Source organism: Rhizobium sp. AP16, assembly GCF_000281735.1.
In the GTDB taxonomy this organism is placed as follows: Bacteria; Pseudomonadota; Alphaproteobacteria; order Rhizobiales; family Rhizobiaceae; genus Rhizobium; species Rhizobium rhizogenes.
The window spans coordinates 153,005-174,297 of sequence record NZ_AJVM01000074.1; the positions used below are offsets into that span (position 1 = coordinate 153,005).

A 21,293-nucleotide genomic window follows, 5' to 3' on the forward strand; every position below is an offset into this window, starting at 1 on the left:
ACGTGGATGTACGGCTACTCGCGCCGGGACTGGCTTGAAAAATTCGACATGGACTTCACCCCGAAGTTGACTGATCGCAGGAGTTCGGGGAGGCGTGCACGAACGGTGTCATTCCGCAGTACATCGCGACCTTCCGGACACCCCGCCCGTGGACGTTTTGTTTGAGGCAGGTCTCCTGGCTCGCGGGTCGTTGCATCAATCCTCACCTTCCCGAAGCATCATGCTTCAGTGGCTTTCGCTGGATAGATGCTCGCCGCTTACAGTTGCGGGGGCAGCTCCGGAATTGCGGCGCCCATAAGGGGCGGTCGCGCACCGTATTCCCGTCTTAGCCTCCAATTATTGCGAATCGGAAGAACCTCGAACACTAGATATAGTAGACGAGGTTGGAATTTCGTCAATCGATATGATGATGTGCCGTCGCGTTTCGTGGGGATAGAGCAGCGCCGCCGCAGGGGGAGGCGTTGCTCTGCTGAGGATCAGGACGCCGATGCCGTTGTCCGGGCCTGGGCCGACAGGCGAAGCAGACGAGCCGCATGAACCATGTTCACGAGCGCCGGCCTCACTTCGTCCCATTTGCGGGTCTTCAATCCGCAATCAGGATTTATCCAGAGCTGCGCATCGCCCAGCCGCAGACGGGCAAGGTCGAGCAGCTCGGTCATTTCCGATACCTCGGGAACGCGCGGCGAATGGATATCGTAGACGCCCGGTCCGATCTCGTTCGGGTACTTGTATGTCCGGAATGCATCGAGCAGTTCCATCTTCGACCGTGAGGTCTCTATGGAAATGACATCGGCGTCCATTGCGGCGATGGCGTCTATGATGTGGTTGAACTCGGAATAGCACATATGCGTGTGTATCTGCGTCTCATCGGAAACGCCCGTCGAGCACAGCCGGAAGCATTCCACCGCCCAGTCGAGATAGATCTTCCAGTCCGACGTTCGCAGCGGCAGACCCTCGCGCAAGGCTGCCTCGTCTATCTGGATCATCGAGGCGCCTGCCTCTTCAAGGTCGGCAACCTCGTCCCGGATCGCAAGGGCAATCTGGCGGCACACCGCGCTTCGCGGAAGATCGTTACGCACAAAAGACCAGTTCAGGATCGTTACCGGCCCGGTCAGCATGCCCTTGACGGGCTTTTCCGTGAGAGACTGGGCGTAACGCCACCATTGGACCGTCATCGCCCTTGGGCGGGATACGTCGCCATAGATGACCGGCGGGCGCACATAGCGCGAGCCGTAACTCTGGACCCAGGCATGCTGGGTGAACGCGAACCCGGAAAGCTGCTCCCCGAAATATTGGACCATGTCGTTGCGTTCGAACTCACCGTGAACGAGGACATCCAGGCCGATTTTCTCCTGCCAGCGGATTGCCGATTCCGTCTCTTTTCTCAGGAAGGCATCGTAGTCCACATAGCTCATGGTTCCCTTCCCATGCGCGGCTCGGGCCTTGCGCACCTCGGCCGTCTGCGGGAACGACCCGATCGTCGTGGTTGGGAACAGGGGCAGTTTGAGCCGTTTTTCCTGGATAGCCTTGCGACGAAGGAACGCGTTTTGTCTGCGCTTTATGGAAGCGTCGAGGCCCTTGATACGACCATCGACCACGGGATCGTGAACCTTCGGCGAGGATGCCCGCGATGCCGCGGCAGTGGCAGAAGCCGCAAGGGCGTCGCCGATGGCGTTTCGTCCGTCGGACAGACCGCGCCCAAGAGCTACGACCTCGTCGAGCTTCTGTGTCGCGAAAGCCAGCCAGCGTCCAAGATCGGCATCGAGCGCCGTCTCGAGCTCAAGATCGATCGGCACATGGAGAAGTGAGCAGGAAGGCGCGATTTGTACCCGGTCGGCTCCAATCGCGGCAACGACCGGCTCCAGATGATCCAGGGCTTTCACAAGATCGCCCCGCCAGATGTTGCGGCCGTCGATGACGCCGAGTGACAGAACGCGATTTGGCGGAAGCTTCGCCAGGACTTCGCTCAATTGTTCCGGCGCTCGGACGAGATCGATATGCAGCCCCGCCATGGGACTGGCGAGTACGATGGGCAGGTTATCGCCGATCGCTCCGAAATAGGTGGCGACCATGATCTTGAGGTTGGGCACCAGTTTGTGGAAAGCCTCATAGGCGTGTGCGAAAGCGCTCCTGTCTTCGTCGGTCAGATCAAGCACGAGCGCTGGCTCGTCGATCTGGACCCAGTCCGCGCCGGCCGCGCTCAGTTCGGCGAGTATCCTCGCATAGACGGGAAGCAGCCGGTCCAGAAGCCGGATCGGCTCGAAATCCTCCTCCTTGCTCTTGGCGAGCTTCAACAAGGTGATCGGCCCCAGCAAGACCGGGCGCGTATGGATTCCCAGCGCCCTTGCTTCCCGGAACATTTCCAGCGGCCTGTTGGCCGTCAGCTCGAAAGCCTGGTCCGGCCCAATTTCCGGAACCATGTAGTGATAGTTGGTGTCGAACCATTTGGTCATCTCGAGCGCCGGCGCGCCTTGATGATGGTGGACATGGCCGCAATCGCCATGGCCGCCGCCCGTCGATCCGCGTGCCATGGCGAAGTAGGTGTCGAGATCGACCGGGCCTCCCCTCCAGCCGTAGAGCGCCGGGATGGCGCCGACCATGACGGCGGTATCGAGGACATGATCGTAAAGCGAGAAGTCGTTGGAGGGAATTACGGCGATCCCCTTCTCCTTCTGTAGCCGCCAATTGTCGGCGCGAAGTGTCTTGGCGACATCGAAAAGAGCGGCGCGGTCCGATTGCCTGGACCAGCAGGATTCCAGAGCGAATTTCAATTCGCGGTGTCGTCCGATGCGTGGAAAGCCGAGATTCGCAGTCAGTATGGTCATTTTCCTTACCCCGAGGGTTGTGGGCAAGGCATTGGAATGACGCATCGACGAAAGGCACAGGGGTGCCGATCGCAAAGCGGCACACCGGGACACCCCGCCCGTGGACGTTATCTATCGCGGCAGGTCTCCTGGCTTGCGGGTCGTCACCACCATCCTGTCTTCCCGAGGCGTCTTCCTCAGTGACTTTGATCGGATGGCGGCTCACCGCCTACAGTTGCGGGGGCAGCTCCGGCATGGACATTGCAGATGTCTTGACCGAATTCCCTCTTAGCTCCGGATCAGACGATCCGCAGAACCACGATGGCACGCAGGATGTCGGAATGTGTTGCTGTCGTCAAGAGATATAAAGATATCTTTATATGATCCTGCGACGCTTCTGGCGGACGCTTGCCTTCACGGCACGCAACCCTAGTTTTCATATCTGGGGAAATGCAGCATTATGGGGCGATGCTTTTGGAGACGATCGCGTTGGGACTGTATGAACGGTTTGTTCGGATAGCGTTCATGTAGAGTGCAATATCACCCATCCATGCCATCGATATCAGAGTGAGGAGCGAAGGATGTTTAGACGTTTTGCACGAGTTTCTTTCATCGCGTTGGCCGGCTTGGCCGCAACGCAGTTGATGCCATCTGTCGCCATGGCGCAGTATTACGGCGACGATGATGGATACAGGCAGCCGCCAAGATGGGACCGCCGCCAGGATCAGGACTGGGATGGCCCGCGCAGAGATCGTGACCGTGGTGACCGTGGTGGTTGCAGCCGGCGCGACCTTATGGATGCCGCCCGCCAGGAAGGTTTCCGCCGCATTGATTCGGTCGAAAACAATGGGCGACGCATTGTTGTCCGTGGCTGGAATGATGGCGGTCCCGACCGCATGGTCTTTGCCAATCGACGCGGCTGCCCGGCCCTCAATTGAGGCTCCGGTATCATCCGCCGCGACCAATGTAGGCGGCGGGCCAAAGCATAATGCCAAGGCACGGTTTTGATCGTGCCTTGGACAGACATTCCGACTATCCGAGCGCGTCGGCCATTCTGATGAGATCGGCGACGGATCCCGCCTGCATCTTGCGCATCGCCTGGCCGCGATGGACCTTCACGGTGATTTCGCTGAGGCCGAGTTCGGCGGCGATCTGCTTGTTGAGGCGTCCGCGGGCGACAAGCGCCATCACTTCACGCTCGCGCGCCGTCAGCGTCGCAAATCGCTCCCGCAAATCGGTCGTAGCAGCGTCCTGGCGAAGCCGGGTGCGATCCTTTTCCAAAGCTTGCCGAATGGCGTCGAGAAGATCCTGTTCCCGAAAGGGCTTGAGCAGAAACTCCACCGCCCCGGCCTTCATCGCCCTCACGGACATCGGCACATCGCCGTGGCCGGTCAGGAATATGATGGGCAGGGGATTGCCGGTTCTTGCCAGCTCGTCCTGGAAATCAAGGCCGCTTGCATCCGGCATCCTGACGTCAAGGACAAGGCAGGACGGACCGTCGGATCGTCGATGCTTCAGGAAATCCCGTGGCGATGCGAAGCTGCTGACGTCATAGCCGACTGAGCGCAGGAGGCTGTCCAGCCCATCCCGGACGGAGGGATCGTCGTCGATGACATAAATGGTCGGTTTCTGCTCCGGCATGATCATCCTCTTGCTCCGGTATCCGACGGCAGGATGAAGCCGAACACCGCGCCATGCGGGAAGTTGGGCGCCGTATAGACCGCACCGCCATGCGCCTCGACGATCGACCGGCTGATCGCCAGCCCCATCCCCATTCCTGTCGTCTTGGTCGTGAAGAAGGCTTCGAACATCCTGTCGGAAGCGGCTGGCGGCACGCCCATGCCGGTGTCGCGCACGCTGATGGTTATCTTCCTGTCGTCAGCTGCGGCGCTGACCAGCAGTTCGCGTTTCTCCGCATCGACGCCCGCCATCGCTTCGATGGCATTGATGACGAAGTTCAGGATCACCTGCTGCAGCTGAACCCGGTCGCCCGTCACGGATGGTAGATCATTGGCAAGTTCGGTGCGCAGCAGGATATGGTTTTCGCGGATATCGCTACGGACGAGCGCCAGCGCTTCCGAGATCGTCTCGGCCATGTCGATGCTGTCGCGCGATGGAGATGTTCGCGCAACGAGGCTGCGGACACGGCCGATCACCTCGCCGGCGCGACCGGCATCCTTGACGATCCTGTCGAGCGCGCGCCGGGCCTCCTCCTGGTCGGGAGGCGTTGCCGACAGCCAGCGGAGCGCCGCATTGCCATTGGCCACGATCGCGGTGATCGGCTGGCTGACCTCATGGGCGATGGAGGTGCTGAGTTCGCCCATCGTCATGATGCGCGACATGCGTGCGAGTTCGGATTGCGCCTGTCTGGCTCTTGCCTCGGTCGCCTCGATCCTGATCGCCAGATAGGTGGTCGCGGCGATCGCGAGCAGGCTTATGGCCCCGTTCACCGTGCCGGATTGGGAATCGCCATGTCGTGTCAGACAATAGCTGACTATGGTGAGGACGGCACAGACGATCCCCACGACCATGACGGCTCCAGGCCGGCCGGATCGCACGGAGATGAGGATCACCGAGACATAGAGCACCGCAAAGGCGATCTCCAGATTGGTCACCGTGTCGGCAACAAAGATCAGGGCGGCGAGCAGCGTAATGCCCAGCCACATCAAGGGCGCCTCGACCAGATATCGCAGGACCTCGCGCCTCATGTTGCCTTACCCTTCTCACACGAATCCGCCGCCGCACGTGCGACGGCAGGGTGCACGATCGGAAAGCCATGAGCAATGCCGACCATTGCGGAGTGCCAATGGTCGGCCATGATCGAGTGTCGCCCTCAACTTGGGTTTTCGAGTGTGAACAGGTCGGCATTCTCGTCATAAGCAAAATATTCGGCGTAACGAGCCCAGTTTGTCACGGCTTTCAGCGTGGTATCGGCATAGTCCTCCGACATGTAGTCCTCGAGCTCGTCGCGAAAACGCCGGGCCGGCGCGCGGTGCGTCGGCCGCTCGTCGAGAACACGGCGGATATGGGCGGCAAGCGGCACATAGGTGGCGAGATGCTGCTCGAACAGGCGCTTGCGTTCGTCGACATCGCTGTCGAAGAAGCGCAGGCCCGGTGCCGTCAGTCGAATGTCGCCACCTTCCAGATCGGCAAAGCGTAGCAGTTGTAGTGTCTCGGCGACGGGGAAAAGATCGTCGATGTCGAGATGGAGATGCGTGGCAAGCGGTGGCAAGTCCGCCTGTCCCCGATAAGGTTCGGCCGCGACCGTCTCGATCAGGCCGGACAGCAGGTTGGTCGATACCCGCGGCAGGGCCATGGCTATTCCCGTTCCTGGGAAAAGCCCATCGCGCGCCGTCGTGCCGGTTTTCGCGGTCATCCTTGCATAGATATCTTCGACCAGCATCCGGAAGGTGGGATCGAGACGGTTGCGCGGCTGCGGTAGGTCGACGCGAATTTCGGCGATGACGCGACCGGGGTTCGACCCGAAGATCAGGATGCGGTCGCACATCAGCACGGCCTCTTCGATATTGTGCGTCACCATCAGGATGGATTCGATCGGCATCCGGCCTTCGCACCACAGATCGAGCAGATCGGTGCGCAGTGTCTCGGCCGTCAGCACGTCGAGCGCCGAGAAGGGCTCGTCCATCAGCAGCACCTTCGGGCGCACGACGAGGGCGCGCGCAAGGCCGACACGCTGGCGCATGCCGCCTGAGAGTTCCTTCGGATAGGCGCTTTCGAAACCGTCTAGGCCGATGAGGTCGATGGCGGCAAGTGCCCGCTTGCGCCGCTCGGCCGGTGCTACGCCCTGGGCTTCAAGGCCAAGTTCGACATTCTGCAGGACCGAAAGCCAGGGGAAGAGCGCGAAACTCTGAAAAACAACGGAGACGCCCGAGTTGGGACCGGTCACGGGCTTGCCTTCGAAGGTGACTTCGCCCTTGCTCGGCCGGATCAGGCCGGCGATCGCCCGCAGCAGCGTCGACTTACCGGAACCGGACCGCCCAAGCAGTCCGACGATCTCGGCGGAGCGAAGCTCCAGATCGACATTGTCCAGCACGACCAGCGAGCCGGATGCGCCCTTGTCGTAGATTTGGCAGACCTGCTTGGCCGATACCAGCGGGGCGGCTTCGGCAATTCCTGCCTTTTTCGTGAGTATGGTGTTTTCCATGATTGTTACTCCGACTGGAATGGTTAGTTGAGACGCAGGCGGCGTTCGGCGAAGACGTAGAGCGGTCGCCAGAGGGTTCTGTTCAAAAGCGTGACGAAGAGCGACATGACCGCGATGCCGAGGATGACGCGCTGGTAGTCGCCGGCCTCCGTGGCCTTGGCGATGTAGGAGCCGAGGCCGAAGGCCTCGAGCTTGGTGTGGCCCCAGCTCACCACCTCGGCGACGATGCTGGCATTCCACGAGCCGCCCGATGCCGTCAGCGCGCCGGTGACGTAGTAGGGAAAGATCCCCGGCAGAATGGCGCGCCGCCACCAGGTCCAGGACCGCAGCTGGTAGACCGAGCAAGCTTCCTTTAGATCCGTCGGAAAGGCACTGGCGCCGGCGATGACGTTGAAGAGGATGTACCATTGCGTGCCGAGCACCATCAGCGGCGAGAGCCAGATGTTCGGGCTCGCTCCGGTCGCGACGATTGCTATGACCGCGAAGGGAAACAGCACATTGGCGGGAAAGGCCGCGAGGAACTGCGCCACCGGCTGAACACGCTCGGCAACGGCCGGCCTGAGGCCGATCCAGACGCCGATCGGCACCCAGATCACGGACGCCACCGCAATCAGCACAAGTACGCGCAGCAGCGTGACGAGACCGCCGCTGAAGGCTTCCCACGCGTCGCTCCATGTGAGCGTCTGGCTCACGAAGGCAAACGCAGTCCAGATGCCCCAGATGCCGATACCTGCGATCAGAACGAACCACGCGTAATCGAGCATTCGTGTAGCCACGGCATTGTTGTGCCTGACGACCGGCGCCTTTCGGGGCATGGCCGGCAGTCGGACGAGCATCAGGCTGCCCCATGCCCAGGCAAGCGGTCCCATCAGGTATTTCAGCAGGCGCGTGCGCTGGATCAGCGAATAGACCCATGAGCGGGGCTTCTCCTGCCCAGCCGTCTGCTCGAAGCGGAATTTGTCGGCCCAGGCGACGATCGGCCGGAACAGCAGCTGGTCGTAGAGCACGATGACGACGCCCATTGCGAGGACTGCCCAGCTCACTGCTGCAAAATCCTGCTTGTCGATGGCAACCGCCAGCCAGGAGCCGAGGCCCGGCAGCTGCACCGTGGTATTGCCGACGGTGATCGCTTCGGAGGCGACGACGAAGAACCAGCCGCCGGACATCGACATCATCGTGTTCCAGATCAGCCCGGGCGCCGAAAAAGGCGCTTCCAGCCGCCAGAACCGCTGCCAGGCGGAAAGACCGAAACCACGGCTCACCTCGTCGAGATCGCGCGGCACAGTTCGCAGCGACTGATAGAAGGAAAAGGCCATGTTCCAGGCCTGGCTGGTGAAGATCGCGAAGACCGACGCACATTCGGCGCCAAGCTGGCTTCCCGGGAAGATCCCCATGAAGAAGGTGACGGTGAATGTCAGAAAGCCCAGCACCGGCACGGATTGCAGGATATCGAGGGCAGGGATGATGATCATCTCCGCCCGCCGGCTTTTGGCGGCCAGCGTTGCGAAAACGAAGGTGAAGACGAGCGAGGCCCCGATTGCCGCGAACATCCGCAACGTCGTGCGCAGGGCATATTCCGGCAGCCGCGCGGGATCGAGCGAGATGGGGGTGTTTGCCAACCCGTCCAGCGGCGCCCGCATTTCGGCAGCGCCATGCACAGCGAGCACGGCCAGCGCCGCGACGAAAGCGAAGGCGACGAGATCGTAGCCGTTCGGCAAAATGCGGGTTCGTGCCAGTTCGGCAACGGCGCTGTGCCCCCGGCGATCATTGGAAAGAAAGACCATGTGATGACCTCATGGAAAAATTGGAGAGTGTCGGCGATATGCCCGCGTGATGTGATGGCGGTCGCAGCGGGGGCTACGCCACCTGATGATTATCCGTGCGACGACTGCCATCCTCGTCGAGGGGCGCGCGGTCTTGCGTGGTCCAGAAGCACTCCAGCTTCCCCGTCAGCGGGCTGGTGTGCCAGACGGCGACAAGGGCCGGGCGCGGCTGTTCCGAATGGGCGGGGAGTGTCCGGATCACCGGAAATTTGGATGCGGGCATCCGTCCGCGAAAAAGAACGATGTTGTTCATGGTTCACCTCCTCGGTCCGCCGACGGCGGGTCCGGGCGGCGAACCGGACAGGCTAGGCCCGACCGGCGCTCGCCCGGGCGATTGCGCCGGGAGCGTTCCAGGTTGTTGCGATGACCATCCGGTCACGGCCGGATGCCGCAACCGGATAGCGACTAGAGTAGCTGTCCATTGGCTTCTTGATCTGTTGTTTCGGTAACCCCGCGCGCTGCGTCGTGGGGCATGGCCGTGATCTCATGGGGGGGATGAACGGTCAATCAGGCGTTGGTGCACCGCGATTATACCTTGGTATAGGCGGGGAATGTTTGCGCTGTGGATCAAGCCGATCGGGGGCGGCAAGAGCCGCCGCCGCGATTGACGGCTAGCCGGAGATCAAGATCTGCCGGGCAGTCGATGTCAGCCTTTTGCCGCCGTCAGGCGTCACCACGACTGTTTCGCTAAAGCCAAGGCCGCAGGCGCTTGCATAGACATGGAAGACCATTTCGTCTTCCAGCGGCCAATTCTCCGTCGGCAGGAACACGCGGGAAAAGTCGCTTGTGCGCGGCGTGCGCGTATAGAGACCGAGCGTATAGGCCGTGACGTTGTTATAGGTTGGCCGCCAACCCTCCGCGACGAGGCCATTGCGAACGATGGCGTCCACATCCCGCGCGATAGCTCCGGGCTTCATGGTCGCAATCTGCTCGTCCTGCAGCGTGACGATGCGGGACGTTGCATCGCGGAGCCGGGACGCGGGCTTGCCGATGATGATCGGCCGCATCAGACGTGCGCCGTAGCCGCCGATGCGTGGGATCAACTCAACGTGCAGTATGTCTCCCTCGCTCAGCACGTCATTCCTGAGCGCACCATGCAGAAACTCGTGGCTGCCGCTCGCCTTGACGATCGGTCCGGTCTCACCCGTATCGGCGCCCTCCCGCAGGAATGTCGCGGCTGCAACCGCTGCCGCATCGCGGGTCGACATGCCCGAGCGGATTGTCTCGGCGATGGCCCGCATGGCCTTGTCGGCAATAGCAGACGCATCCGTCAGAACCGCGATCTCGCGCGGCGATTTGATCCAGCGCAAGCTGTCGCTGATGCCGGGAAGGGCGATGAATTCCGCCCGAGGCAGGCATGCCCTGAGCCTGGCGGCCGTATGGGCACTGAAGCTATAGGCATTGATATCAGCGCCGATGCGGGCGTCAGCGAAACCATAGGCGCAGATGCTGTCCGCGACGGCCTGATGAGGATCATCGACATCTGCAAAGCCGATCACATCCGCGATCCAAGTCTTCTCCCGACAGGGCGCTTCGTCGAGTTCGCGAAGTACGAACCACGGCTGTCCGTGGCGTGGAAGCAGGGCGGCGCGGTACATGGTTTCGGAGACGGTATAGCCCGTCAGCCAGGCCAGCAGCTCGCCGCTGTCGATCAGAAGGAGATCGACAGCGGAGGCGTCCATTGCGGCATGTGCCTTGGCAATCCGCCAGTCATATTCGTCACGAGGGAACATGCGGCCTCAGGCGATCTCGCAGATGTCGAGAATGGTGAGCATGTAGACGCGGATCATGTCGAGATAGTCGATGATGTCGACGCGCTCGTCCGGCATGGTGTTGTAGCGCCCGCCTGGACCGCAGACGATGCCTTCCATGCCAAGCTCGTGATAGAGATGGCCGGCATCTGTGCCGTAAAAGCGGGTTGGTGTGATCGCACCGGTCGGCTGCTTCTCGCCGCGCACGGCCTCATAGGCCGCGTTGATCGACGTAACGATGCGCGAGGTCGGCGACACCTCGAAAGGCGGCATCAGCGGACGTCCTTCGATCATCTCGGGAACCAGCTTGGCCTTGAGCCCTGGAAAACGCTTCTCAAGTTCGACGAGTTCGCCGGCGAGATCGGCGAGAACGCCTTCCTGTGTCTGGCCGGGTGCGTAGCGGGCCGAGCCCCGAATGCGGACGAAGTCGGAGACCTGCGGTGGCCGCCATTCCTCGAGATCGCGTCCGAGAGCGCCATGGACGACGCCGACATGGCCGCGGTTGATGGAGCGATGCACTTCGCTTCTCGCGCCGCTGAACGTCATGGCGTTGATGCGCGGAATGATGTCGCAGGCGGCGGCGATGGCATCGACGGATTGTTCTCGCTTGGAAAGATGTCGGGTGTCGCCGGTAAGCTCGATGACGAAGCTCAGCGCTGCCGCGTGCATCGTCACGGCGGCGAGGTCGCTCGGCTCGCTGTTGATGAAATAGTCGGCCTTGACGCCGCTGCGGATGGCCGCGAGCGTGCCGACGCCGCCCTGCAATTCACCGACCACATAGGTCAGGATGATATCGCCCTTGAGCTTCACGCCCGCATCCAGCAGCGTCTTGACGGCGCAGAAATAGGCCGCGTCGCCCGCCTTCATGTTGGAAACGCCGATACCGTAGATGAACTTGTCATCGACGAGGCCGCCCCAGGGATCGACAGTCCAGCCTTCGGTCACCGGATTGGTATCGAGATGGCCGTTGAACAGCAGGCTCTTGCCGCCGCCCGATCCCTTCAGGCGCCCGATGGCATTGAAGCGCTGACCGTCGTCGAAAGGCTGCAGCTCGGACTGGAGGCCGATCGCTGCCATCTCGCGGGCCATGATGCGGGCGAGTTCGCGCTCGCCATCGGTCTGGGAATGGCTCTTCTGGCGTACCATGTTCGACAGGAAGTCGAGGCAGCTCTTCTCGTCGATTGTGCCGACGAGCGATTTCGGGTCCATTATATGCTCCTTGCTCTGCAATTCTAAATGGATGTGCTTGCGAGCGCCGGAACCGCCGCGATCAGCTGGCGGGTATAGTCGGCGCGGTCAGGGCTGGCGATTTCGTCTGATGGTACGACCTCGACAAGATCGCCGCGGTACATCACGGCGATGCGATGGGCGATCTGGCGGACGAGATTGAGGTCATGAGTGATGAAGAGAAAGGCCGTGCCGTGCTTGCGGTGCAGTTCCAGCAGCAGCTGCACGATCGATGCTTGCACCGAGACATCCAGCGCCGAGGTGATCTCGTCGCAGATGACGAGCTTCGGTTTCGAGGCGAAGGCGCGGGCAATGGCGACGCGCTGTTTCTCTCCACCCGAGAGCTGATGCGGATAGCGGTCGGCATGGGTGCGCGGCAGGCGAACCTGTTCCAACAGGTCGCCGATCTGTTGCGACAGGGAACCGCCTTCACCCGCGCCATAGAGTTTCAATGGTCGAGACAGGATTTCATGGATCTTCTGCCGGGGATTGAGCGAGGCGTCGGGGTGCTGGAAGATCAGCTGGACATCCTTGCGATAGCTCCTGTCCATGTCGGCAAGGCCGGTGATTGTCCGCCCGGCGAAGGTCATCCTGCCTTCGAACGGATTGAGCCCGGTCATCGCCTTGGCGAGCGTCGACTTGCCGGAACCGGATTCTCCGACGATGCCGAGGATTTCGCCCGGCTGCACAGTGAGGCTGATGGCGCGATTGCCGGTGAAGCGCTTGAAGGTGCGGCCCGTCAGCGCCGAGAGAAACGGCTTGCGACCGTAATGGACGCTGATATTCTCGACCTCCATCAGCGGTTGGGTCTGATAGGTCGGGCGCGTCTCGACCAGCCGGTTGGCGGGTCGCGGCACGGCTGCAAGCAGCTCTCTGGTGTAATCCTGGCGCGGTGCTCTGAAGATATCGTCGATGGCGCCCTGTTCGACGATCGCGCCGCGCCGCATCACCGCCACGCGCTTGGCCGTGCGGGAGAGCAGCGCCAGATCGTGCGAGATATAGAGCGAGGCGACGCCTGTCTCCGCCTGAAGATCGAGAAATAGGTCGAGGATCTGCCGCGAGGTGATGACATCAAGCGCGGTCGTCGGTTCATCGAAGATGATGCATTGCGGATTGCAGGCAAAGGCCGTCGCGATGACGACACGCTGCTTCTCGCCGCCCGATGCCTCATGCGGCATGCGCTGCATCATCTGCGCCGGGCTCTTCAGGCCGACACGGGCAAGCATCGCCTCGCCTTCGCTCCATGCCTGCTTCTTGGTAAGCCCGCGATGACGCTTCAGCGCCTCCGTCAGCTGCGTGCCGAGCGAAAGGGTGGGGTTGAGCGAGGTGCCGGGGTCCTGAAACACCATGCTGATCTGCTTGCCGCGCATGCGGTTGACTTCGGCCGGCGATCTCGCCGCGAGGTCCTCGCCCTGCAGCCGGATGGCGCCGGCGACTTCGCGGGCATTGTCCGGCAGGTAACGCATGATCGACCAGGCAAGCGAGGTCTTGCCGGAACCGGATTCCCCAACGAGGCCGAGGATTTCCCCGGCCGCGATCTCCAGGTCGATGTTCTTCAATGCGTGGAAGACGCCGTTCACTGTCAGATAGTCGAGCGAATAGTTGCGGATCTGTAGAACGCTGTTTTGTGCGAGTTCGCTCATCTCATCCTCCCGTGCGCGGGTTGAGAGCATCGCGCAGGCCATCGCCGAGTAGGTTGAAGCCGACGGCGACGATTGCGATCGCCAGGCTCGGCCAGATCAGAATGCCGGCGCTGATATGCATGTATTGGCGCGCTTCGGAGATCATCAGTCCCCATTCCGTTGCTGGCGGCTGGGCGCCGAGCCCAAGGAAACTCAGTGTCGCGAACAGCATCACGGCGAAGGAAATCCGGATGGTCGTCTCGACGATGATCGGGGCGATGACGTTGGGCAGCATTTCGCGCAGAATGATGTAGGACGAGCTTTCGCCGCGGGCGATTGCCGCACTGACATAGTCCTGCTTGCGGATGGAAAGGGCGACGCTGCGGGTGATGCGGGCCATGCCGGGCGCAAAGGCGACGGCGACCGCCACCAGCGCATTGATGCTACCGGAGCCGAGTAGATTGACGATCAGAAGCGCGAACAGAAGGTTCGGGATCGACATGATGGCATCGATCGTTCGCATGATCATCTCATCGGCGCGACCACCAAGATAAGCCGACACCGTACCGATGAGGGCGCCGGCAAAGGTTCCGGCCAGGGTGGCGACGACCGCCGTGATCACGGTCGCACGGGCGCCGATCAGCAGCCGGCTCAGAATATCGCGGCCATATTGATCCGTTCCGAGCAGAAAGGTCATGCTCGGTCCCTTGTAGCGGGCAAGGATCGACATGGCTTCGGGGTCGCGGGGGGCGAGCCACGGCCCGAATGCGACGACGATGAACACCAGAACGATCAGGATCAGGCCGGTGGCGCCCTGCGGTGTACGCAACAGCCGCTTGAGAAGATCAACCATATTGGATCCTCTTGTCGAGCCAGGCATAGAGAAGGTCGGCTGCGAAATTGACGATGGAATAGGTGGCGGCCATGAGGAGGACGCCGGCCTGGATGGAGGGCAGGTCGCGCGTCTGGATGGCGACGATGAGCTGCCGCCCGATGCCAGGAATGGCGAAGATCTCTTCGACGACGATGATGCCGCCGAGCAGATAGCCGACATCCAGCGCAACGACGGTGATGGTTGGCAGCAGTGCGTTACGAAGGGCGTGGCCGAACAGAACGCGTGAACCGGAGAGGCCCTTCAGCCGTGCGGCGCGGATATAGTCGGTATGCAAGACATCGACGAGTTCCGAGCGCACCATGCGCGAGACGTGGGCGATGAGGATGATGGAGATGACGCAGACGGGCAGCGCCAGATGCGCGATGCCGTCGAGGAAATTCTCGGTGAGCGGCACGTAGCCGGTCGCGGGCAGCCATTTCAGCCAGTCGGAAACGACCAGCACCGCGACCGTTGCCGTCACGAATTCAGGCAGCGAAACGCCTGCATAGGACACGAGGCTGACGAGCATGTCGGTCAGGCGCCCGCGCCGCATCGCGGCGATGACGCCGAGTGGAATGGCCAGCACCAGCATCAGGCCGATCGACAGGCAGGCGAGCAGCAGTGAGCGCCCCAGCGCTTCGAACATCACGGGACCGATGGGTTGGCCGGTGCGCAGCGAATGGCCGAAATCGCCGTGTAGGACGCCACCCAGCCAATGCAGATATTGCAGCCAGACGGGGTCGTTGAGGCCCATCTGTTGGCGCAGCGCGTCCAGGGCTTGGGCGGTAGCGTTTTCCCCCAGCATCATCACGGCGGCATCGGCCGGCAGGACCTGGGTAATGGCGAAGACGACGAGCGACACGACGAAGAGCGTGTAGACGATCATCAATAGTCGCTTGATCAGATAGTGCGGTGACAAGGGCTTGTTCCCTGGCGTTCCTGTGGCCGGCTGCGGATTATACGGCCGGCCTTTGAGCTGCGTTGCGCGCCGGAGAGCGACGCGCAACGCCTATATCGGCTCCGAGCCTCTACGAGCTCAGCTCCGCTTCGGCGCCTTATCGGTCAAGGCGGTGTAATCGAGGCGGAAGACGGATGCGCGCGGATGGACTTCGAAGCCTGAGACCCAATCGCGCTTGGCCGCCAGGACGTCGAAGAAGACTGGAATGATCGAGGGGACTTCCTCGTTCATCAGCTTTTGCGCCTCCGCATAGAGCGCCGTGCGCTTGGTCTCGTCGGTGATCCCGCGTGCTTCGTTGACGACCTTGTCGAAGGCCGTGTTGTTCCAGCGCGTTTCGTTCCAGGCTGCGTCGGAGGTATAGAGAAGCTTGAAGATGGCGTCGGCCGTCGGCTGCATGTTGTAGAAGCCGACATAGAAACTGCCCTTCTTCCAGACCTGATCCAGATAGGTGGCGTGTGGCATCGTCTGGACGTTGATCCTGATGCCGGCTTCCTTGGCCATTTCGCGCAGCGCCACGGCAAGCTGCGTGCGCTGGCTCGGCTTGTCGGAAGCAATCAGAGTGGCTTCGAACCCGTCCGGATAGCCCGCTTCGGTGAGCAGCTTCTTTGCTTCCTCGATATTGGCCTGGCGCAGCGGCAGGTCGGTATAGAAGTGGTAGGAGGAGTTCAGCGGCGTGTCGTTGCCCGGCGTTCCGAAGCCTTCGGTCACGAAATCGACCATGGCCTGCCGGTCGACAGTCAGCGCCAGGGCGCGCCGGACACGGGGATCGTTGAAAGGCTTGGTGTCGCAGCCGAAGTTGATGTTGCAGAACTGGCCCGAGGGAACGCGCAATGCGTTGACGCCCTGGGCGTCCTTCATGCGCAGATATTCGGTGGGCTGGACGGTAGAGACGACGTCGATGTCGCCGGCCAGAAGTGCCGAGGTTTGGGCTGACGTATCCGGGAAAACCTGGATTTCCACGCGGTCGAGATAGGGACGCTTCGGATCGTAATAGTCCGGATTGCGTTCGACGACGATCAGGCGGTCGGGCTCATAGGACACGAGCTTGAAGGGGCCGGTACCGTTCGCTGTTGTCGACAGCTTCTTGAAGTCGCCGGTCGCGATCGAGGCGGGAATGATGCGGGCCACCGTATAGGCCATGGCGACCGGGAAGTCGGCATAGGGACCCGAGAGCTTGAAGACGGCGGTCAGAGGGTCGGCAGCCGTGACATCGGCGATCGGGCCGACATTGTTGCGGGCCGGAGACGCATTGTTCGGATTGAGGATCGCCTTGAAGGTCTCGACGACGTCGGTCGCGGTGAAGGGCGAGCCGTCATGGAATTTCACGCCTGCGCGAAGCTTGAACGTCCATTCGGTCAGCGCATCGTTGGCGCTCCAGGATTCGGCAAGGTCCGGCTCGATGGTCATATCGACCTTCAGTCGCGTCAGATTGCTGTAGAGCAGCTCGGTGACCATGTATTCCGGATTGACGCGGGTCAGAAGCGGATGGATCACGCTTGCCGCCTGGTCGACGGAGATCCGCAATGTTCCGCCCTTTGCGGGCGTGGCAGTCTGGGCAAGGCCGAGAGACGGTGCTGTCAGAAGCGCCGCCGTTCCGGCCAGAAAATGACGTCGGTTCAACTTCAGCATCTGGTGTTCCCCTTATTTTGACGCGGAATAGTCTGGAATGAGATCGGCGGAAAAATCCTGCGCGAGGTAGGCGAGAATGCTTTTCGCCAGGGCGATGATATCCGTCGTTGTCGTGTGTTCTTCCGGGCTGTGGATGCAGCTTTCGGGACGTCCGAGGCCCCCGAGCAGTATCTCCTGCATCACGCCGGTCCGTTGGACGTAACCGAAATCCGAGCAGCTCGCGGCCCCCCACTTGCTGAAGTCGGAGGGCTGGTAGCCGAAACCGAGGCTCAAAGCCTTCTGCCAGCGCGGCCAATGGGGGCCATCGGGGTCTGCCGTTGGGATCAGGTGGCCGACGACGTCGATGTCGAAGCTAAGGCCTGGCGTTTGCGCCACGCATGCGCGCACCAGATCCTCGAGTGTGGCGCGCGCCGCATCATAGCTTTCTTCCGGAGCGTAACGGCGGCTGACGAGGATCTTGACCTCGGCCGCGACCTGCCCGCCCGACGTGCCACCGTTGACGGCGGATATGGACAGCTGCGGCCGCAATGGGCCGCTCGCATGTGGCGGCGGCGGCAGTTTGGACTCGAAAGCGGCGATCTTCGGCTTCAGCGCCTGGAGTGCATTGAGAAGGGGGAGGGCACCCTCGATGGCATTGACGCCCGAACCGGTGCGATTGCCTTCGCCGGCATGAACGGCATGCCCTCTGATGGTGATCTGAAGGTGAAAGACACCGAAGCAGCCGGCCCAGATGCGCGGCGCGGCCGAACCGTTGAAATTGACGATGTGCCCCTTGAGCATGTTTTGTTCGGCAAGATAGCGGATACCGGGATAAAGCCCGCCTTCCTCGTCCGTACACAGCAGCAGCATCGGGTCATAGGCAAGCTCGACGCCGTGCTCTTCGGCGGCGCGCAGCGCAAGCAATGTCGCGGCGATCGTCCCCTTCATGTCGGCGGCGCCCAGCCCGAAAAGCTGGTCTCCCTCGCGCGTCAGGCCCAGTGGGTTACGCTGCCAGCCCGGCGCTACGGGAACGGTATCGACATGATAGTAGAGGCCGCAGACCGGCTTGTTTGCCGGACGTTCGGCGATCAGATTGACGCGCTCTCCGCAAGCCGGGCCGTTGGCGACACGCCATAGCGCGTCCGGCACCGTGACGCGCCTGGTGTAAAAGCCCAGGGGTGCCAGCAGTTCTTCCATCAGGTCCGAAAAGGCAGGGTAGCCCAAGCCCGGTGGAAAGGAGGTGTCGATGGCAATCATCCGCGCCAGATCCTCGACCGCCTTTTCGACATCGCGTTCGATTGCCGCCAAGGCGTTTGCAAATGATACCGACTGGGGTGATAAGGCTTGATTGCTCACGTTGAGTTCCGAAAAAGATGCGCGGAATGGAGGCTTTTGCTATTCTCGTATTCATATAAACTATATAGTAATGATGCTTCCTCGCCTTCCGTGAGTCAACTCCAAATAAGAGGCAATTAATTGCGCGAAATGCCCAATTTTTTAGCAGATACATCGCGAGCGGCGGAGTTATCCCTGCCGCTCTATGAGGTGGTCAAGCGACAGATCACCGAAGCGATCATGATGGGCAAATGGCCGGCTGGGACCATCCTGCCGAGCGAGATCGCGCTGTCGCAGATGTTCGGAGTGGCGGTCGGCACCGTCCGGCGGGCTTTGGCGGATCTGACCAATGAGGGATTGCTGAGCCGCCGGCGCAAGACGGGGACGGTCGTGACGGGGCGCACGCCGCAGCACAGCCTGCGTTTCTTCTTTCAGTATTTCCGCCTTCATGGCCTCGACGGCTCGCTGCAGAATTCCACCTCGGAAATCCTGTCGCTTGAGAAGCGCCTGGCCAGCCAGGACGAGAGCGCGAGCCTGCAACTGGAAAGCCCGACGGAGGTGATCACCTTTCATCGCCTGCGCAGCGTCGGCGGCGTACCGGTCATGCATGAGGTCATCACGCTTCCGGCGCACTTGCTGCCGGGCTTCCCCGAGAAGAAAGAGGACATTCCCGCGCTGCTCTATCTGTTTCTTCTCGATCGCTATGGCATCCGCATTTCCGCGGTTCGCGAACAGATTGCGGCAACGCTTGCGACGGAAGATGATGCCCGGCTGCTGAAGCTCACTCTGCCGGATGCCGTGCTAACGATCGATGAGGTATCCTACGATCAGTCCGCCGCCCCGGTCCTTGTCGCGCGCCATCGGGCGACGACGAGAAGCCACCGCTATGTGCATGAGGTTCAGTAGGGCGGAGAGGGTTGGTCACGCTAGGCGCCCCTTACATGGCGAGATAGGCCTGGCGAATATCCTCGCGGCTTTCGAGTTCGGCAATGGTGCCGGAATATCGGATACCGCCCTTTTCCAGAATATAGGCGCGGTCGGAGATCAGCCGGGCGAAATGCAGGTTCTGTTCCGATAAAAGGATGGACAGTCCCTCGCGTTTCATCGTGACGATCGCATCCGCCATCTGCTCGACGATCTTGGGCGCCAGCCCCTCGGATGGTTCGTCGAGAAGGATCAGGTGCGGATTGCCCATGAGAGTGCGGCCGATGGTCAGCATCTGCTGCTCACCGCCGCTCATGTTACCGGCCGGCCTCTTACGCATGCCGCCGAGGTTCGGGAAAATCTCGTAGATGCGCTCAGGCGTCCACACAGCGTGCCGGTCGCGCGCCGCCTGCCGTCCGACTTCGAGATTTTCCTCCACCGTCAGTCCAGTGAAGATGCGCCGGTCTTCCGGCACATAGCCGAGCCCCTTACGGGCGATGTCGAAGGGAGCAAGCCTGGAAATATCCTCGCCGCGAAACCGGACTTCTCCCTGTTTCGACATCAGCAGGCTCATGATCGATTTGAAGGTCGTCGATTTGCCGGCGCCGTTGCGGCCAAGCAAGGCGACGACTTCGCCTTCGGCAACCTTCAGCTCCACGTCAAACAGGATATGGGCGGGTCCGTACCAGCTATTGAGACGCGATACTTCCAGCATCAGCCCTCCGATCTTTTGGCGTAAAGCAGGCCGGAGCCGAGATAGACGGCCTGGACGTCGGGATTGGTCCGGATCGCGTCCGGCGATCCCTCCGCGATGATCGCGCCGCGATTGAGCACGAGGATCCGCGACGCATGTTCGAAGACGATATCCATGTCATGCTCGGTGAAGAGAACGCCGATCTGTCTTTCCTCGACAATCCGGGCGGTCAGCTTCATCAGCTCGATACGCTCCCGCGGGGCCATTCCGGCGGCTGGCTCGTCCATCAGCAACAGCTTCGGATCGCCGGCGAGTGCAATGGCAAGCTCGAGGCGCTTGACGTCGCCATAGGGTAGCTCGCGACAGGGGCGATCGGCATGGTCGCCAAGACCGATCAGGTCGATCAGCGCTTCGGCTTCGCGACGGAATTTTCGGTCCAGCCGACCGAAGAAGCCGGTCCATCCCGAGAGATCTCCGGCATGCGACAGGATCGCCACCTGCACATTCTCGCGAACGGTCATAGAGAGGTAGACTTCCGCGATCTGGAATGTCCGGCCGACGCCGAGGCGGAAGATCCGGGCGGGCGAAAGGCCTGACGTATTGAGCCCGTCGAGAACCACCGATCCGGCATCGGGCTTGATCTGTCCGTTCAGCATGTTGAAGCAGGTGCTTTTCCCGGCGCCGTTTGGGCCGATGAGCGCCATTAACTCGCCACGGGCCAGCGAAAAGGAGACGTCGGTGACTGCCTTGACACCCTGATAGCTCTTGCTCAGATGCGATACCGACAGAAGTGGCTGGCTCATGGCGCATCTCCCATCTTGGCGACCGGCTGCGAAAAGATTGCTGGTTGCTGCTTGCGAGTACGCATGATGCGCCCCAGCGTGCCGACGATCCCTTCCGGAAATGCGACGACCAGGAGGATGATGAGGCCGCCGAGGATCATGCGGGAGAGGTCGGTATTGCTCATCAGCCAGATGGAGGCAGTCTTGTAGACGATCGCGCCGACGATGCCGCCCGACACCGTGCCGAAACCGCCGAGCAGGACCATGACCAGCCCGTCAATCGACATCGGAATGCCGAGCACGTCGGGAAAGATGCTTCCCTTCTGAAAGGCGAGAAGCGAGCCGGCAAGGCCGGCAAAGAAGGCCGAGACGACGAATGCCGTATGCTGGACGGTGCGTCGTGGAATGCCGGTTGCCGCCGCGCGCTGCGGTGAATCCCTGAGTGCCCTCAGGGCATGTCCGAACGGCGCAAAGGTCAGATAGCGAATGCAGCCAACCGATAGCACGGTCGCCGCCAGCGCCAGCCAATAGAAGGCCTTGGCTCCGCTCGCCCAGTCAGACGGCCAGACGCCGACGATGCCGTTGTCGCCGCCGGTGACGTCGACCCATTGGTAGGCGATCGACCAGAAGATTTGTGCGAAGGCCAAAGTGAGCATGGCGAAATAGATGTTGGACAAGCGAACGCAAAACCACCCCGAGACGAGGGATATGGCAGCCGCAACCACA

18 protein-coding genes and 2 riboswitches are annotated in these 21,293 nt (G+C 61.7%); of the genes, 2 read left to right on the plus strand and 16 right to left on the minus strand.

What is annotated here, in order from left to right; translation table 11 throughout:
- Positions 1 to 147 precede the first annotated feature (147 nt).
- Positions 148 to 375: riboswitch (cobalamin riboswitch) on the minus strand.
- A 101-nt stretch (positions 376 to 476) separates the two neighbouring features.
- Positions 477 to 2,825, minus strand: coding sequence for a 5-methyltetrahydropteroyltriglutamate--homocysteine S-methyltransferase (gene metE / locus PMI03_RS25755; RefSeq protein WP_007700577.1), 2,349 nt, complete (start codon positions 2,823 to 2,825; stop codon positions 477 to 479).
- Between the two features lie 100 nt (positions 2,826 to 2,925).
- Positions 2,926 to 3,140, minus strand: a riboswitch (cobalamin riboswitch).
- A gap of 245 nt (positions 3,141 to 3,385) precedes the next feature.
- On the opposite strand from metE, the gene PMI03_RS31215 reads away from it, so the two are divergent.
- Entirely contained in the window at positions 3,386 to 3,742 is a 357-nt protein-coding gene (locus PMI03_RS31215; RefSeq protein ID WP_007700578.1) for a hypothetical protein, read from the plus strand.
- Positions 3,743 to 3,836: 94 nt separating this feature from the next.
- Here the strand turns inward: PMI03_RS31215 and PMI03_RS25765 are convergent, their stop codons facing one another.
- The 12 genes from PMI03_RS25765 to PMI03_RS25820 all read right to left on the minus strand — a co-directional run bounded on the left by PMI03_RS25765 (position 3,837) and on the right by PMI03_RS25820 (position 18,188).
- On the minus strand, positions 3,837 to 4,445 hold the full coding sequence (locus PMI03_RS25765; protein WP_374188985.1) for a response regulator transcription factor: 609 nt from the start codon (positions 4,443 to 4,445) through the stop codon (positions 3,837 to 3,839).
- A gap of 2 nt (positions 4,446 to 4,447) precedes the next feature.
- Complete coding sequence (locus tag PMI03_RS25770; protein WP_007700587.1) at positions 4,448 to 5,512, minus strand: sensor histidine kinase; 1,065 nt, start codon at positions 5,510 to 5,512, stop codon at positions 4,448 to 4,450.
- A 125-nt stretch (positions 5,513 to 5,637) separates the two neighbouring features.
- On the minus strand, positions 5,638 to 6,969 hold the full coding sequence (locus PMI03_RS25775; RefSeq protein WP_007700590.1) for an AAA-associated domain-containing protein: 1,332 nt from the start codon (positions 6,967 to 6,969) through the stop codon (positions 5,638 to 5,640).
- A gap of 23 nt (positions 6,970 to 6,992) precedes the next feature.
- Positions 6,993 to 8,753 (minus strand): ABC transporter permease subunit, encoded by a 1,761-nt coding sequence (locus PMI03_RS25780; protein WP_007700591.1) that lies wholly within the window; start codon positions 8,751 to 8,753, stop codon positions 6,993 to 6,995.
- Between the two features lie 73 nt (positions 8,754 to 8,826).
- Positions 8,827 to 9,045: a hypothetical protein gene (locus PMI03_RS25785; protein WP_007700595.1), complete on the minus strand. Its 219-nt coding sequence runs from the start codon at positions 9,043 to 9,045 to the stop codon at positions 8,827 to 8,829.
- Between the two features lie 358 nt (positions 9,046 to 9,403).
- Entirely contained in the window at positions 9,404 to 10,525 is a 1,122-nt protein-coding gene (locus PMI03_RS25790; RefSeq protein ID WP_007700598.1) for a Xaa-Pro peptidase family protein, read from the minus strand.
- A 6-nt stretch (positions 10,526 to 10,531) separates the two neighbouring features.
- Entirely contained in the window at positions 10,532 to 11,752 is a 1,221-nt protein-coding gene (locus tag PMI03_RS25795) for a M20 family metallopeptidase (RefSeq protein WP_007700604.1), read from the minus strand.
- Between the two features lie 23 nt (positions 11,753 to 11,775).
- A complete protein-coding gene (locus PMI03_RS25800) occupies positions 11,776 to 13,413 on the minus strand; it encodes an ABC transporter ATP-binding protein (protein WP_007700611.1) in 1,638 nt (545 codons plus the stop codon).
- 1 nt (position 13,414) lies between these two features.
- A complete protein-coding gene (locus tag PMI03_RS25805; protein ID WP_007700613.1) occupies positions 13,415 to 14,245 on the minus strand; it encodes an ABC transporter permease in 831 nt (276 codons plus the stop codon).
- The gene (locus PMI03_RS25810) at positions 14,238 to 15,185 is read right to left on the minus strand and encodes an ABC transporter permease (RefSeq protein WP_007700620.1); all 948 of its coding nucleotides are present in this window, start codon (positions 15,183 to 15,185) and stop codon (positions 14,238 to 14,240) included. The genes PMI03_RS25805 and PMI03_RS25810 overlap by 8 nt, the downstream gene beginning before the upstream one ends.
- Positions 15,186 to 15,302: 117 nt before the next feature.
- The gene (locus PMI03_RS25815) at positions 15,303 to 16,853 is read right to left on the minus strand and encodes an ABC transporter substrate-binding protein (RefSeq protein WP_007700624.1); all 1,551 of its coding nucleotides are present in this window, start codon (positions 16,851 to 16,853) and stop codon (positions 15,303 to 15,305) included.
- A gap of 12 nt (positions 16,854 to 16,865) precedes the next feature.
- Entirely contained in the window at positions 16,866 to 18,188 is a 1,323-nt protein-coding gene (locus tag PMI03_RS25820; RefSeq protein WP_007700626.1) for a M20 family metallopeptidase, read from the minus strand.
- A gap of 129 nt (positions 18,189 to 18,317) precedes the next feature.
- Here PMI03_RS25820 and PMI03_RS25825 point away from each other — a divergent pair, with 129 nt between their 5' ends.
- Positions 18,318 to 19,073 carry a GntR family transcriptional regulator gene (locus PMI03_RS25825; protein ID WP_012649878.1) on the plus strand — a complete coding sequence of 252 codons (756 nt, stop codon included), beginning with the start codon at positions 18,318 to 18,320 and terminating at the stop codon, positions 19,071 to 19,073.
- 31 nt (positions 19,074 to 19,104) lie between these two features.
- On the opposite strand, the gene PMI03_RS25830 is transcribed toward PMI03_RS25825, so the two are convergent.
- The 3 genes from PMI03_RS25830 to PMI03_RS25840 form a co-directional block, all read right to left on the minus strand.
- Positions 19,105 to 19,809, minus strand: coding sequence for an ABC transporter ATP-binding protein (locus tag PMI03_RS25830; RefSeq protein WP_039974683.1), 705 nt, complete (start codon positions 19,807 to 19,809; stop codon positions 19,105 to 19,107).
- On the minus strand, positions 19,806 to 20,588 hold the full coding sequence (locus PMI03_RS25835; RefSeq protein ID WP_007700632.1) for an ABC transporter ATP-binding protein: 783 nt from the start codon (positions 20,586 to 20,588) through the stop codon (positions 19,806 to 19,808). The genes PMI03_RS25830 and PMI03_RS25835 overlap by 4 nt, the downstream gene beginning before the upstream one ends.
- On the minus strand, positions 20,585 to 21,293 hold a 709-nt coding region (locus PMI03_RS25840; RefSeq protein ID WP_039974684.1), incomplete at its 5' end, for a branched-chain amino acid ABC transporter permease. The genes PMI03_RS25835 and PMI03_RS25840, both read right to left, overlap by 4 nt.